General features: G+C 68.9%; 15 protein-coding genes. 8 read left to right on the top strand and 7 right to left on the bottom strand.

Going from position 1 to position 14,412, the window contains the following annotated elements; genetic code table 11:
• The first annotated feature begins 123 nt into the window (after nucleotides 1-123).
• Entirely contained in the window at nucleotides 124-2,127 is a 2,004-nt protein-coding gene (locus ABZW30_RS25120; protein WP_355673439.1) for a transglycosylase domain-containing protein, read from the top strand.
• Between the two features lie 591 nt (nucleotides 2,128-2,718).
• On the opposite strand, the gene ABZW30_RS25125 is transcribed toward ABZW30_RS25120, so the two are convergent.
• Nucleotides 2,719-3,042: a hypothetical protein gene (locus ABZW30_RS25125; protein WP_355673440.1), complete on the bottom strand. Its 324-nt coding sequence runs from the start codon at nucleotides 3,040-3,042 to the stop codon at nucleotides 2,719-2,721.
• A 161-nt stretch (nucleotides 3,043-3,203) separates the two neighbouring features.
• Between ABZW30_RS25125 and ABZW30_RS25130 the strand changes: the two genes are divergently transcribed.
• Entirely contained in the window at nucleotides 3,204-3,779 is a 576-nt protein-coding gene (locus ABZW30_RS25130; protein ID WP_355673441.1) for a helix-turn-helix domain-containing protein, read from the top strand.
• Between the two features lie 116 nt (nucleotides 3,780-3,895).
• On the opposite strand, the gene ABZW30_RS25135 is transcribed toward ABZW30_RS25130, so the two are convergent.
• The 3 genes from ABZW30_RS25135 to ABZW30_RS25145 all read right to left on the bottom strand — a co-directional run bounded on the left by ABZW30_RS25135 (nucleotide 3,896) and on the right by ABZW30_RS25145 (nucleotide 5,949).
• A complete protein-coding gene (locus ABZW30_RS25135; RefSeq protein WP_355673442.1) occupies nucleotides 3,896-5,131 on the bottom strand; it encodes a hypothetical protein in 1,236 nt (411 codons plus the stop codon).
• A 114-nt stretch (nucleotides 5,132-5,245) separates the two neighbouring features.
• On the bottom strand, nucleotides 5,246-5,614 hold the full coding sequence (locus ABZW30_RS25140; RefSeq protein ID WP_355673443.1) for a hypothetical protein: 369 nt from the start codon (nucleotides 5,612-5,614) through the stop codon (nucleotides 5,246-5,248).
• The gene (locus tag ABZW30_RS25145; RefSeq protein WP_355673444.1) at nucleotides 5,611-5,949 is read right to left on the bottom strand and encodes a hypothetical protein; all 339 of its coding nucleotides are present in this window, start codon (nucleotides 5,947-5,949) and stop codon (nucleotides 5,611-5,613) included. Before ABZW30_RS25145 ends, ABZW30_RS25140 begins: the two co-directional genes overlap by 4 nt.
• 127 nt (nucleotides 5,950-6,076) lie before the next feature.
• Here ABZW30_RS25145 and ABZW30_RS25150 point away from each other — a divergent pair, with 127 nt between their 5' ends.
• The 6 genes from ABZW30_RS25150 (at nucleotide 6,077) to ABZW30_RS25175 (ending at nucleotide 12,297) form a co-directional block, all read left to right on the top strand.
• Nucleotides 6,077-6,928: a helix-turn-helix transcriptional regulator gene (locus tag ABZW30_RS25150; protein WP_355673445.1), complete on the top strand. Its 852-nt coding sequence runs from the start codon at nucleotides 6,077-6,079 to the stop codon at nucleotides 6,926-6,928.
• Complete coding sequence (locus ABZW30_RS25155) at nucleotides 6,910-7,200, top strand: DUF397 domain-containing protein (protein WP_355673446.1); 291 nt, start codon at nucleotides 6,910-6,912, stop codon at nucleotides 7,198-7,200. The genes ABZW30_RS25150 and ABZW30_RS25155 overlap by 19 nt, the downstream gene beginning before the upstream one ends.
• Nucleotides 7,201-7,326: 126 nt before the next feature.
• Entirely contained in the window at nucleotides 7,327-8,355 is a 1,029-nt protein-coding gene (locus ABZW30_RS25160) for a phosphotransferase family protein (RefSeq protein WP_355673447.1), read from the top strand.
• Nucleotides 8,356-8,358: 3 nt separating this feature from the next.
• Complete coding sequence (locus ABZW30_RS25165; RefSeq protein ID WP_355673448.1) at nucleotides 8,359-9,570, top strand: acyl-CoA dehydrogenase family protein; 1,212 nt, start codon at nucleotides 8,359-8,361, stop codon at nucleotides 9,568-9,570.
• Nucleotides 9,571-9,923: 353 nt separating this feature from the next.
• The gene (locus ABZW30_RS25170) at nucleotides 9,924-11,201 is read left to right on the top strand and encodes an esterase (protein WP_355673449.1); all 1,278 of its coding nucleotides are present in this window, start codon (nucleotides 9,924-9,926) and stop codon (nucleotides 11,199-11,201) included.
• A 259-nt stretch (nucleotides 11,202-11,460) separates the two neighbouring features.
• Nucleotides 11,461-12,297 (top strand): polysaccharide deacetylase family protein, encoded by an 837-nt coding sequence (locus ABZW30_RS25175; protein ID WP_355673450.1) that lies wholly within the window; start codon nucleotides 11,461-11,463, stop codon nucleotides 12,295-12,297.
• A gap of 71 nt (nucleotides 12,298-12,368) precedes the next feature.
• On the opposite strand, the gene ABZW30_RS25180 is transcribed toward ABZW30_RS25175, so the two are convergent.
• The 3 genes from ABZW30_RS25180 to ABZW30_RS25190 form a co-directional block, all read right to left on the bottom strand.
• Nucleotides 12,369-12,911, bottom strand: coding sequence for a hypothetical protein (locus ABZW30_RS25180; RefSeq protein WP_355673451.1), 543 nt, complete (start codon nucleotides 12,909-12,911; stop codon nucleotides 12,369-12,371).
• A 237-nt stretch (nucleotides 12,912-13,148) separates the two neighbouring features.
• The gene (locus ABZW30_RS25185; protein ID WP_355673452.1) at nucleotides 13,149-13,628 is read right to left on the bottom strand and encodes a ricin-type beta-trefoil lectin domain protein; all 480 of its coding nucleotides are present in this window, start codon (nucleotides 13,626-13,628) and stop codon (nucleotides 13,149-13,151) included.
• Between the two features lie 324 nt (nucleotides 13,629-13,952).
• Nucleotides 13,953-14,366 carry a helix-turn-helix domain-containing protein gene (locus ABZW30_RS25190; protein WP_355673453.1) on the bottom strand — a complete coding sequence of 138 codons (414 nt, stop codon included), beginning with the start codon at nucleotides 14,364-14,366 and terminating at the stop codon, nucleotides 13,953-13,955.
• Between the last annotated feature and the right edge of the window lie 46 nt (nucleotides 14,367-14,412).

Genomic DNA, 14,412 nt, shown 5'->3' on the forward strand with positions numbered 1-14,412 from the left:
GTGGCGTACTGCCGGCGGAGACGGTATGACCACGATCACACCGGTTCGTGCTGCCCTGATGGGACTCCCAGCACGTCTATCTGATCGAGGGGGTCTGTCCACCAGCGAATCGGAGAGCGGACTGTGCGTGCACACCAGGGCGGCGGGGACGAGGAGGAGAAGCCCGGGCGTCGGCGATGGCGTCCGCTGCGGCGGATCGACTACCCGCGCCGGGGACGGCGCGGATTCCGCCGCTGGCTTCCGTCCTGGCGGCAGCTGCTGCTGGCGACCGCGGCCGGGACGGTGGTGCTGACCGGGCTGGCCGCCTGGTTCTACGCGACCACCGCGGTACCGGAGGACCTGAACGCCTTCGCCACCCAGCAGAACAATGTCTACTACTGGGCGGACGGCACCGAGATGGCCCGGATCGGCGAGACCAACCGTCAGGAGGTGCCGCTCGACCAGGTGCCGGAGTCGGTGCGGTGGGCGGTGCTGTCCGCCGAGAACGAGACGTTCTACTCGGACCCGGGGATCTCGCTCACGGGCATCGGCCGGGCGGTCTACGAGATGGCCTCCGGCGGCGACACCCAGGGCGGCTCGACGATCACCCAGCAGTACGTCAAGAACATCTACCTGAACCAGCACCAGGACATCTCCCGCAAACTCAGCGAGGTCGTCATCGCGATCAAGCTGGACCGGAGGATGAGCAAACAGGACATCCTGGCCGGCTATCTGAACACCAGTTGGTTCGGGCGCGGCAGCTACGGCATCGAACGGGCCGCGGCGGCGTACTACGGCAAGGACGTCTCGCAGCTGAACCCGAGCGAAGGGGCCTTCCTGGCAGCCCTGTTGAAGGGGGCCGGGCAGTACGACCCGGCGATCAGCGCGGACAACCGCGAGCGGGCCGAGGAACGGTGGTCCTGGATCCTGGACCGGATGGTGAAGGTCGGCAAGCTGTCCGCCGCCGAGCGCGCCGGGTACACGGTGTTCCCCGAACCCCGGCCCCAGCCGAAGGGGGCGGGGCAGGGCGGCCAGGTCGGCTACCTGGTGGACATGGGCAGGACGTACGTGGAGGGCCACACCGACGTCACCCCGGCCCAGTTCGACCTCGGGGGCTACCAGATCCACACCACCTTCGAGAAGCCGAAGGTCGACGCCCTGGCCGCCGCGGTGCAGGAGGCCACCAAGGGGATCGACCCCGACGGCCGCGAGGCCGACAAGCTGCTGAAGGTCGGCGCCGCCTCGGTGGCCCTGGACGGACGGATCGTCGCGCTCTACGGCGGGCCGGACTACCGGAAGCAGGGCTTCAACAACGCCAACACCTCGACGGTGCCGATCGGTTCGGCCTTCACCCCGTTGGTGTACGCGGCCGGACTCAGCCAGGGCGTGCAGCGCGAGCGGGGCGGCAACCGTACCCCGGTGACGCCCGGCACCAGCTACAACGGCGACAACGGGGTGAACGTGATGACCCCCGAGGGGCCGTACTGGGGCCGGGACGGGAAGATCGTGAGGACCGCCAACGACGGTAAGCGGAACTGGGGCCCGATGAGCCTGCGGAGCGCGGTGGAGCAGTCCGTCAACGGGCCGATGATGCAGCTCGCCATGGACGTCGGCCTGGACAAGGTGCAGCAGACCGCCGCCGACCTGGGCGTGCTGCCGAGCAGCATGGGCGAACTGGTGCCGGCCTTCGGGATCGGCAACTCCACCCCCAGCGCGATCAGGGCCGCCGACGCCTACGCCGCCTTCGCGGCCCGAGGCAGCCACACCGACCCCTACTCGGTGCTGCAGATCACCCGCAACGGCGCGCCGCTCCCGCTGCGGCTGCCGACCGCCGTCCAGGCGCTGAGCACGGCGGCCGCGGGGGACGTGGATGCGGCGCTCAAGGGCGCGGTCCGCGGCGGCAGCGCCAAGTCGGTGGCCGAGGCCGGCCCAGATCTGGCCGCGAAGCCCGGCACCACCGTGGACCGTACGGCGGGGTGGTCCGTCGGCTACAACGGGCGGTTGTCCACGGCGGTCACGGTCTTCCGGGCGGACCTGAAGGACATGAAGCTGCTCCCGCTGGAGGGCGTCGGCGGGGCTTCCCCGGACACCCCGGACTCCGAACTGCCGACGCGGATCTGGACCTCGTACATGAAGGCGGCCGGCTAGGTGTATTGACTATGGGCGTTGCTTCTATGCGAAAGCACAGACGCCGGCCGATCCGGCTCAATGCCAGGCGGGCCGTCCAGCCCTGTTGGTGTCGATGCATCCGGGCTACCGTTGTCAGTGAGCAAGGGAGGAAAAGGTAGAAGGATCAACGGATACGGTATCTGAAATGAACGGCAAACCCATACGGCACCCAGGAATGCGGCGGGCGAGCGGTCTAACCGCTGCCGCCCTGATGGGGGTTGTGACGCTTCTGGGAAGCGGTGGAACGGCCCTTGCGGATGCTGCTCCGGCCGCGCTAAGCGCCCACCAGTACGTCGAGCAAGCAAACCCACCTCAACCGAATACCTATAGCGAGGGCTATCTGGTCGGCTTGCAACTCGGCCGGCAGTTGGCCAGAGCCGACTTCAAGCACGGCCAAATGAGCCGCGCATTTACGAAGTACCCCGCGGTGTCAGGCAATGACCCGAGCTACGTCTATCAAAGAGGGGTATTGCAGGGGACGAAAGACGCATACATCGAAGAAATAGACACTCTCCTGGGCAGTGCGCTCGTACCCGCTGTGCCCTCTAACCCGGTTCCCGAGCACCCGAACTATTCAGGGCCGGCGAAGACACCATCTCCGAGCTGCGGTTCGTGCGGTACGGCGACTAGCCCGAACACGGGTGGCTCGTCCACGACCAGCCCGAACACGACCAGCCCGAACACGGGTGGCCCGAGCATGGGCGGCTCGTCCACGACCAGCCCGAACACGACCAGCCCGAACACGGGTGGCCCGAGCATGGGCGGCTCGTCCACGACCAGCCCGAACACGACCAGCCCGAACACGGGTGGCCCGAGCATGGGCGGCTCGTCCACGACCAGCCCGAACACGGGTGGCCCGAACACGACCAGTCCGAGCACGGGTGGCTCGTCCATGACCAGCCCCAACACGACCAGTCAGTCCCCATCCGTCTCGGGACCTACACAGCCAGTGGTGTGACTCGTGCGGTGTGAGCGGAACATCCTCTGATCGGCAGGAAAGGGGGCTGCGGAGTTTCCGCAGCCCCCTTTTGCATGCTCGGCAGTGCCATCCCAGCGTGGTCACGGGGCTATATGCTCCCCCGGCCACAGGCACGAATCCCCTGCGCGCCGACGCGCGGCGAAACCGCGCGCGGCTGCTGGAGGTCGCTGGGGCGGTCTTCACCGAGCGGGGCACCGGCGCGTCAACGGCGGAGATCGCCCGGGAGGCGAAGGTCGGCATTGCCACCGTGTTCCGGTACTTCCCCACCAAGGAAGCCCTGCTCGAAGCGGTGCTCGTCCGGCGATTGGAACGGCTGGCCGAGGAGGGACGCCGCCTGCTCGCCGAGACAGGGGCGACGGACGCTCTCTTCGCGTTCTTCGACCTGGTACTGGATCAGTCTCCGGTCAAGAATGCCTTCGCTGCGGCGCTCGCGGACGCGGGAGTCGATGTGCGGGCCGCCACCTCTGAGGCCGGACGCGCCCTGCGTGAGGTGCTCACCGCGCTCCTCGATGGCGCCCAGCAGGCTGGTGTGGTGCGACGGGACCTGGAAGTGTCGGAGTTGACGGCGATTCTGGTGGGCACCTGCCGCATGCTGGAGTACCTGGACGGCCACCCGGAGTCCGCGAAGCGCGCCCCGCGCGGTCGTCCGTGACGGGCTGAAGGCGTGCACCGGGAGCCCGGAAGGACCCTTGCCGCAAGGAGGCGCCCACTCCTGAAGGAGTGGCGGGAAGCCGGGCGGCTGCGGGGCCCGCAGCCGCCCGGAGCAGGTCACTTGACCAGTCGCGACCAGTCACCCGGCTGCCCCGGGTCCAGCGCGCGCAGCTTGTCGAGCACCTTCGGGTCCTGGGCGTCGAGCCAGTCGGCGACCTGGCGGAAGGAGACGCAGCGGACGCCGTCCCGCTTGCAGACGCTCTTCATCACGTCCTCGATGGCCTGCATGTAGATGCCGCCGTTCCAGTTCTCGAAGTGGTTGCCGATGAACAGCGGGGCCCGGCTGCCGTTGTAGACGCGTTCGAAGCCGGCGAGGTAGCTCTCCCGGGCCTCCTTCTCCCAGACGTCGTACTTCCTCGGGTCGCCGTTGAGGTTGTCCCCGGACTGGCCGGCGAGGAAGTTGTAGTCCATCGACAGACCCTGGGTCGACCTGGCGGGGAAGGGCAGCATCTGCAGCGGGAAGTTCCAGATGCCCTCCTTCTTGACGGGCCAGACCTGGAACTCGCCCGGCGAGCTGGCGTCGTAGCGGAAGCCCGCCGCCTTCTCGGCCGGGAGCAGGGCCTTCTGACCCTCCAGACAGGGGGCGCGGCCGCCGACCAACTCCTTGGTGTAGTCGAAGGGGAGGGGAGGGAGGTCCTTGAAGCCGGTGTTTGTCTTCCAGTTGGTGACGAAGGAGATGGACTGGTCGAGTTCACTCTTCCATTCGTCGGTGCTCCACTCGCCGCCGCCCTTGGCCTTGCAGAAGTGGCCGTTGAAGTGGGTGCCGATCTCGTTGCCGTCCAGCCAGGCCAGGCGCAGTTGCTCCAGGGTGTCCTTGATGTGGGGATCGGTGGCGAAGTCGATGGAGGCGGCGCCCACGTCGTGCTGGGGTGGGTGGTAGAGGGCGCGCTTGGACTTGGGCAGGGTGTAGAGGCCGCTGAGGAAGAAGGTCATCTGGGCGTTGTTCTCCACGCCGAGCTTGCGGAAGCGGGAGAACAGGTGCTCGTCGCCCTCCAGCGCGCCGTCCCAGGAGAAGACGACGAACTGCGGGGGCTTCTCGCCTGGTTTGAGCTTCTCGGGCGTGGGCTGCTTCGGCTGCGGCCCGGTGTAGGAGGTGGAACCGTCGCCGAGCACCTTCACCTGGCCGTCCCAGGTCGGCGTCGCGCTGGGGGCGGGGGTCGGGGCGTCGTTGGTCGGGCTGGGTTCGGGGCTCGCGGGAGTGGTGCCGGCGGCGGTGGGTCTGCCCTGCGAATCGAGGCCTCCCGTGGCCAGGGCGAGGGCCACTACGACCCCCACCGCCAGCAGACCGGTCATGCCGCGAGCATTCCGCACCGTGCCTCCGTAAATAGCCCTACAGTTCGATCAGTGGGTCACTTAGACCGATGACTGAGGGGGCGGAGATGGTTGCATCTGCGGCCGTGAACTCTCCTACGGTGCCGATTGCCTGAGATGCCGTTCGAACGCCTCGGCGCCGGCGCGGGTGTAGAAGCGGCGGATCCGGTTGGAGGAGCCAGGTACGCGCAGGTACTCCTGGTTGTCGAGATCCCAGAGGCCCCAGCACTCCAGTTGGAGGAAGTGCGGGCTGGTGGAGTCGATGAGGCGGATCTCGAACGTGCTGCGCGGCTCGTTCTTGCGGATCCACGCCTGGGCGTGGGCGTAGGAGTAGAAGCGGAGCGGGTCGGGGGCGGGGGGCAGCGCCTTGACGAGGAGGTTGGTGCTGCGGTCTCGGATGACCCAGACCTGGTACGAGGCGCCGTGCGGGGCCTCGGCGGGGACGGCGGTGTAGCGGCTGGTCATCGGCGGGTCGCCACCTGGATGAAGCCGGAGGCCTTCTCGACGCGCTCGGCGAACTCGTTGAACTCGCCGTCGATGGGGGAGATGGTCGCCTTGCTGGGGATGAGGATGGCGCCGGCGCGGTTTTCGAGGAGCCGCTGGAGGGCGGCCCGGAGCATGGGCCGGTGCTCGGGACCCTTCGCGTCGACTTCGTCGTCCACGACGATCAGCGAGATGTCCCAGCGGAAGGCCTGGGCGTAGGCCTCGCACTGGCGCAACTCGCGCTCGGGGAAACGGGAGTTGGTCTTGGCCAGGTAGGTCACGACCTGGAAGTTCTGGGTGGGGGTGTTGGGGGGCATGGCTGTCTCCGTGGTTGCGCTTCGCGTCCGGCGTCTCACCGGGTGTAGCCATGGTGGCCTGCTGCGCCTTACGATCGGAAGGCGATCTGAATCTTGAAGTCGTTCCACGGCAAGTAGGAGAAGCCTCGTGAACCTCAAGGAGCTTGATCCAACATCAGGTCCATGGGCGCCCTTCGGGATTCAACTCCGCAGGTCGCGACGGGCAGCGGGGCTTACGCAAGCCCAGTTGGCAAGACTCGTCGGGGTCGACGCCTCCTACGTCTCCTATGCCGAACTTGCTCCGCCGGGTCGGACCCCGCCGAGCGAGAGGTTCGCCCGCGAGGCTGACCGGGTGCTGGAGACGGGCGGGACGTTGCTCCTCATGTGGCTCCAGGCCAAGCACTCGGCTCTGTTGGAAGGCTTCCCGGAGTTCGCAAGCCAGGAGCGGGCCGCCACTGAGATAAGGATCTACGAGGCGGGTGTCGTTCCGGGACTGTTTCAGACCGAGGCGTATGCAAGGGCGCTTGCGGCCGGTGATGTTCGAAGGGGCACGATCACTCAGAGCCAGGCGGACGAGCGAGTCACCTTCCTGCTCGCGCGGCAAGAACTGGTCCGGCGAAACCGGCCTCCGCTCGTGCATGCGGTGCTCGATGAGAGCTGCCTGCGCCGCCCCATTGGGGGGCGTGAGGTGATGCGGGCGCAACTTGCCCACCTGGAGGCGCTGTACGCGGTGAACAACGTCATCCTTCAAGTTGCGCCATTTGAGCTGGGAGAGGAGAGGCCGTTCGCCTTGCCGATGGTGCTCCTCACGCTCCCTGATCAGACCCTCCTGGGCTATTCGGAGTCGGAGGGGCGGAGCCATCTTGAGCGGGATACTGAAAGGCTGGCCACCTGGAGGAAACACTACGATCGGCTCCAGGTGGGAGCGCTGGCCGAGACGGCGACTCTCGAATGGATGCGCGCTGCTCGGAAGGGGACCGAATGTCCGACATCAACTTGACTGCCGTCCGGTGGATGAAGTCGAGCTTCAGCCAGCAAGGTGGCAACTGTGTCGAGGTGGCAGTGGTGCCCCTTGATCTGGCCGGGGCTCAGTGGGTGAAGAGTCGCCACAGCGGCAACGGCGGCAACTGCATCGAGGTGGCTCCCGACGCGCCCGGCGTGATGCCCGTTCGTGATTCCAAGGACCCTGAGGGGGCAGTCCTCCTCTTCCCGATCGAGGCGTGGCGCTCCTTCGTCGCCGCGACTGCCGCCGGAGAGTTTGGCGACATCTGATCCACGACCCCGCCGACGAGCCCCTGGACTAGCGAGTCCGGGGGCTCGTCGCATTGACAGGGGGCCTCCTGCGGCTGAATGCTAAGCAAGCGCTTAGTCAATGGATCCAACCCGAGGAGTCGCCTGATGTCCGAGACCCCCGCCGACCCGCCCGGCCTGGATCTGGCTCGCCTCCGTACCCACCTGGGCCGCGAGCTGCCCGGTGCTGTCCAGGGCCCGCTGCGGGCCGACCTCATCGAGGGAGGCCGCTCCAACCTCACGTACGTCCTCACCGACGGCATCAGCCGCTGGGTCCTGCGTCGCCCCCCGCTCGGGCACGTCCTCGCCACCGCCCATGACATGGGGCGCGAGTATCGGGTGATGTCGGCCCTCCGTGACACCGGTGTGCCTGTTCCCCGGATGCTGCTGATCGACCACGAGAACGACGTGCTCGGCGCGCCCTGGTACCTCATGGAGTACGTGGCTGGCGTCGCGCACCGGGACCGTGACCCCCTGGCTGCGGTCGGTGAGCAGCGGGTCCAAGCGCTCGGTCGCAGCCTGGTCGAGACCCTCGCCACCCTGCACCGGATCGACCCGGCCGCAGTCGGGCTCGCCGACTTCGGACACCCCGACGGCTACCTGGAGCGCCAGCTGCGCCGCTGGTCCAAGCAGCTCGCCGCCTCCCGCAGCCGCGACCTGCCCGAGCTCGACCGCCTGCACGCCCTGCTCGCCGACCGCCTGCCGACCTCCCCCTCACCCGCCCTGGTGCACGGCGACTACCGCCTCGATAACGTCCTCGTCGACGACACGGACACCATCACGGCCGTCCTCGACTGGGAGATGTCCACCCTCGGCGACCCGCTCACCGACATCGGCCTGCTGGTGATGTACACCGAACTCGCCGGCGTCGGCGGCGGCATCATCCCCTCCGCCATGACCGCCCCGGGCTTCCCGAAGCCCGACGAAATCGTCTCCCTCTACGCGGAGTCGACCGGCCGACAGGCCGAGGACCTGGACTGGTACGTGGCCTTCGCGTCGTTCAAGCTCGCCGCCGTCGCGGAGGGCATCTACTTCCGCTTCCAGCAGGGCCGCACCCTCGGCGCCGGCTTCGAGCGGGCCGGTGAGATGGCCCCGATCCTCGCCCGACACGGCCTGAGCACCCTCAAGGAGAACTGACCGATGGATTTCGCCTACGACGCCCGGACGAACGAACTCCGCGAGCGGCTGCTCGCCTTCATGGGCGAGCACGTCTACCCGGCCGAGGCCGTCCTCGCCGAGCAGCTGGCCGACCCGGCCCGCGAGCCCTGGGCCGTCCCGCCGGTGATCGCCGACCTCAAGGTCGAGGCCCGCAAGCAGGGCCTCTGGAACCTCTTCATCCCCGGTGAGCACGGCGCCGGGCTGACCAACCTCCAGTACGCCCCACTGGCCGAAATCACCGGCCGCAGCCCCCAGTTGGCACCGCCTGCGCTCAACTGCGCGGCGCCCGACACCGGCAACATGGAGCTGCTCGCCGAGTTCGGCAGCGCCGAGCAGAAGGAGCGCTGGCTGCGCCCGCTGCTGGACGCCGAGATCCGCTCCGCCTTCGCGATGACCGAGCCGGAGGTGGCCTCCTCGGACGCCACCAACGTCGCCACCCGGATCGTCCGCGACGGCGACGAGTACGTGATCAACGGCCGGAAGTGGTACATCACCGGGGCGATGAACCCGGACTGCAAGCTGATCATCGTGATGGGCAAGACCGACCCCACCGCCGAACCGCACCGCCAGCAGAGCATGATCCTCGTGCCGCGCGACACCCCGGGCGTCACCTTCAAGCGCGGAATGACGGTCTTCGGCTACGACGACTCCGACCACGGCGGCCACGCCGAGGTGCTCTTCGAGGACGTCCGGGTGCCGGTGGAGAACCTGATCGGCGAGGAGGGCACCGGCTTCGCCGTCGCCCAGGCCCGGCTCGGGCCCGGCCGGATCCACCACTGCATGCGCGCCATCGGCATGGCCGAGCGGGCGTTGGAGCTGATGTGCCGCCGAACCGGCGCGCGGGTCGCCTTCGGCCGTCCGCTCTCCGACCAGGGCGTGATCCAGGACTGGATCGCGGAATCCCGGGTCCGCATCGAGCAGTTGCGGCTGCTGGTGCTCAAGACCGCCTGGCTGATGGACACCGTCGGCAACCGTGGTGCCCACACCGAGATCCAGGCCATCAAGATCGCCACCCCGAGCACCGTCGAGTGGATCCTCGACAAGGCCGTCCAGGCGCACGGCGCCGGCGGCACCAGCCAGGACACCCCGCTCGCCCAGCTCTGGGCCGGCGCCCGAAGCCTGCGCCTCGCCGACGGGCCGGACGAGGTGCACAAGCGCTCGCTGGCCCGCCGGGAGCTCAAGAAGTACCGCTAGGTGTATTGACCCGTAGGGTCGAAACCGCGTGGAGCCGACCGGAAGACCCGCGCCACCCGCACCCGCCGCACGGCGAGTGCGGGGCGGGCAGGTGGCGCAACCCTCCCCCGCCGGCGGGGCGAGGAGGAAGCGCGAGACCGTACTCAGGACACCGAAGCGCAACTCGCACTCTGGTGACACCGCGACGGACCTTCCGGGCCGTCATGCCCGGATTGCTGATATCCGCCTGTGAAATCAGCAACGGATGTCATACCTGGGTACTCATGGGTGAGTTGGCTCCCCGGTATGACGGCGTCGGCCCGTCCCCGACCGTAGCGTCTCCCTCGTCAACGGATCAGAACGAGGAGGCAGCGATGGGCAGGCGTGGACGGGCCGTGGCGGCGGTACTGCTGGCGGCGACGGCGGCCCTGGGCGTGGCGGGCACGCCCGGGGCGGTGGCGGCACCCGAGGGCACCGGCGGCCAGCGGCAGGCCACGGCGTGGCTGCCGCAGCCGACCGGGCCGTACCCGATCGGCACCACCTCGTTGCACCTGACCGACGAGGACCGGGAGTACCCGCTGAAGCCGGGGAAGCCCCGCGAACTGATGATCAGCTTCTGGTACCCGACCGCCCGCCCGGCCACCGGCGGCGACCGTGCCCGCTACATGGAGCCCGCCGCGGCCGCGCACTTCGGCAGCGCCGGGAGCGTCGGCGGGGCGAACTACGGTTTCGAAGCGGGCCGCACCGACTGGGCCGACGTCCGCACCCACGCCCGCGCCGACGCGCCCGCCCTCCCCGGCGGCAAGCGCCCCGTCGTGCTCTACTCGCCCGGCCTCGGCGACCCGCGCACCTGGGGCACCGCCCTGGTCGAGGACCTCGCCTCGCGCGGCTACGTGGTCGTCACCGTCGACCACACCTGGGAGGCCTCCGAGGTCCAGTTCCCGGGCGGTGACCTGGCCACGTCCGTCTTCCCCGAGCTGACGGGCAAGCCCGACCTCGACATCGCGGCGGTGCTGCGCACCTCGCTGCAGACCCGCGTCGACGACACCCGCTTCGTCCTGGACCGGCTCGCCGGGCTGCGCCGTGACCGGAGCCTGCCGGTCGGGCTCGCCGACTCGCTCGACCTCGACCGGATCGGCATGGTCGGCCACTCGGCGGGCGGCTTCACCGCCCTGCAGACCATGCACGACGACCCGCGGATCGCGGCCGGGATCAACCTGGACGGGCAGCTGCACTTCCCCGGTCCGGACGGCAGGACCGGTGTCTTCCTGTCCAGCGTCGCGAAGGACGGCCTGGACCGCCCCTTCCTGCTGATGGGCACTCGGAGCGGCGACTCCGGCAGCTACCACCAGCAGCCCGGCTGGGACGCCCTGTGGCAGCACAGCAGCGGCTGGCACGCCGACCTGACCATGGAGGGCTCCCGGCACGGGTCCTACACCGACGCGCAGTCCCTGCTCCCGCAGCTCGCCCGGCAGGGCGCGATCAGCCCGAAGAAGCTGGCCGAGGACGTCGGCGACGTCCGCCCCGACCGCGCCGAGCTGGCCACCCGCAGCTACGTCGCCTCCTTCTTCGACCGCTGGCTGCGCGGCCACGACGACCACCTGCTGGACGGGCCCTCGGCGCGCTTCCCGGAGATGGTGTACGAGCGCTAGCGGGCTCTACCCCAAGGCGCGGTCGTGCCACGTCCCCGCCCGGGCCACGGACGGCGTGGCGCGGACCACGCGACGGCCGCTCAATGACCCGGATCGCGCGCCGCCGGGGTGAATCGAAGGTGTGCCAGGTTGGCTGCGGGCCGTGGCCCGGGCTGTCCACCGATCGGCTACGCGCGTCGAACTGAGGGAACCCTCCCGATTCAGTTCACGTCATGAACCTCGGAGAACATGCAGTTGTAGTCGGGGGGAGTGGTCGTTGATGGACTTCAAGGCGCGCACGGGGAAGCCGGGCAACCGGTCGCGGGTGGCCGTCGCCATGGCGGTCGTCGCCGTGGCGGCGACCGCCTGGGCGGTTCCGACGGTCACCGGGTCGATTTCCGCCCACCATCGGAACGCCGCACATGAGGGGGACGCGACCGCCGACGGCCACAGCAGCCAGGCCGGCGCCCAGGGCAACGGTGGCGGTACGCAGCAGGAGCACATACCGGACGACATAGCCCACGCCTCCGAGGCCGGAGGCAACGCCGTCAACATCACCATCGACGACGGCCCTGACCCCGTCTGGACCCCGAAGGTCCTTGATGTGCTCAAGCGGTACGGCGTGAAGGCGACGTTCTGCATGATCGGACCGCAGGCCAAGGCCCACCCCGACCTGGTCAAGCAGGTCATCGCGGCCGGCCACCGGCTCTGCGATCACACCGTGGACCACGACACGTCCATGGACAAGAAGCCCGTCGCCTACCAGGAGAAAGAGATCCTGGACGCGAAGAAGATGATCGAGGAGGCCGCGGGCGGCGGCGCCAAGGTGCTGTACTACCGGGCTCCCGGTGGCTCGTTCACCCCCGACAGTCGACGCATCGCCGCCGCGAACGGCATGCGTCCGCTCGGTTGGAACGTCGACTCGAAGGACTTCACCAAGCCCGGCACAGCTGCCATCGTCGCCACGGTCAAGAAGGAGATCGGCCTCGGCCCGACCATCCTGTTCCACGACGGCGGCGGCGACCGTCAGCAGACCGTCGAGGCCCTCGACCAGGTGCTCGGCTGGCTGAAGGAGCAGAACCGCCCCACCGGCTTCCCGGTCCAAACCACCCCGTGACACGTCGTCCGACGGCGAACGGCCGATGGCCACAGGGAACAACACAAGCCGGACATGCGTGAAGTGCCGGATCAGTCTTGGCCCGCTTCGGACAAGGCCTCCGCGATCAAGCGCGTGGCGAAGCCGGGATCGTTGCTGCCCGACACCCGGTTGACGTGTTCCGCGAGCAGGACGGCCGTGGCCTCCAGGGGATTCATCTCGGCGGCGGTCCACGGGCCGTACTGCGCGCGCCACAGGTTCGGGCTCAGACCGGTGCCCGCGGCGATGAGCAGGCCGGCCATGGTGGGGATGACCTCGGGACGGAAGGTCTTGGGCATCATGCGCATCGTGGCCACCAGGGTGGGCACCACGTACTCGACGACGTCCTCGTCGTGCTGCTCGAACGCCGACCGCAGCCAGCTCATGTGCATGTAGATAAGCGTGCACGCACCGTCCAGGAGCTCGCTGAGCCCGGCAGCGCCCATGGACGCGGCGAACTGGTCGGCCATCCGCCGCTGTTCGGGGTCCGCCCCACTTCTGCCGTCGTTGACGGCCTTGAGTCGGGAGTCGATCATCATGAGTGCCGCGCTCACATCGCCGGCGGGGGCGTAGCGAGGGTCACAGGGCGATGACATGGGACTCCTTCTCAAGCGGACACAGCACGTATCGCGACATGTTCGCAGGGTAGTCGGTCCGATCGGATGGTGTCCGGCAAATCCGACGGAGAACCGTGCGGTGACGGCACGTGGAAGTCCCGACACGGGCTTCACCGCTCAGATCCGGTGTCCCGTGCGACCACCGGCGGACGTGCGCGGCTCTGCGCGGGAAGTCGGCCCGGCCGACTTCCCGCGCAGCGGCACGGCAGTGGGGTATCAGGCGAGCGCCAGGCTGATCTGGTCGTTGAAGATCACCCAGTGCTGCCCGGGGTCGGTGACGTTGCGCGGCTTCGTGCTGACGTTCGGGGTCTGCCAGGCGTTGGCGAGGCAGTAGGCCGGGGCGAAGGTGAGGGAGATCTCCTCGCCCGAGACGGTCCAGTACTGCCCCGGGTCATTGGGGTTGCACGGTTTCACCGAGACGCTCTGGGTGCCCCAGGTGTTGGCGAGGCAGTAGCCCCGCGCGTCGCTGAGGGAGATCTGCTCGCCCGAGACGGTCCAGTGCTGGCCGGGGTCGCCGGAGTTGCACAGCTTCGTGGAGACGTTCGGGGTCTGCCAGGAGTTGGCGAGGCAGTAGAGGCCCGGGGTGCGCGGGGCCGGCTGGGCGGCGTCGGCGGCCCCCGCCTGACCGGCGGGCAGGAAGGAGGCCGTCAGCGCCAGCGTGGCGAGGGCGAGCGTCTTGCGGATGGCGATTGCCATGAGGCAGTTCCGTTCTTGCTGCGGGTCGTGCGGTTCGCGCACGACCATGGTGTGGTGTCACAGCTCAGGCCCGAGTGCATGGCAATTGGAGCATCGCTCGTCGGCGAACTAATGGCGCCGTGCGGTGCATTCATCCGAACGGGCCATCATGGGCGATCCGGCGTTTATCAAGTGGAGTGCCCCAGGTCGCGTCCACCCGGCTTCGTCGCAGCGTTCACCGACATCATCGGAACGACCCCGGGCCCTTGCCGAACCGGTCGCCATAGCACCGTCCACGCATCTCGACCATCGGCTTGACCACGCGACGCCTCGCCGGTCACGCTGCTAGCGCAGTTCGGAGCCCGGGTTGGCCTCGTCCCAGGCCCGGCGCGAGTCGACGATCGCGCCGTGGTGGTCGTAGGACCAGTCCACCATCGCCCGCACCAGGTGGGTCAGGCTGTGCCCGAGCGGCGTCAGCTCGTACTCGACCTGCGGGGGGACGGTCGGGTGGACGGTCCGCGACACCAGGCCGTCGCGCTCCAGCCGACGCACCGTCAGGGTCAGCATCCGCTGGGAGATCCCCGCCAGCGCCCGCTGCAGCTCGCGGAACCGCCGTACGCCCTGGGCGAGTTCGACCACGGCCAGCACCGACCACTTGTCGCCGAGCCGGTTCAGCAGGTCGCGGATCCCGCAGTCCACGCCGTCCTCGCACCAGAGGACGGGACGGGGGGTGGTTACCGTGGTGTGCCCTACTGACATGGAAGTGCCTCCTTACGCCTGACGCCCAGGCTATCGAGGATGGTCG

The organism is Kitasatospora sp. NPDC004669, assembly GCF_040609455.1.
Lineage (GTDB): Bacteria > Actinomycetota > Actinomycetes > Streptomycetales > Streptomycetaceae > Kitasatospora.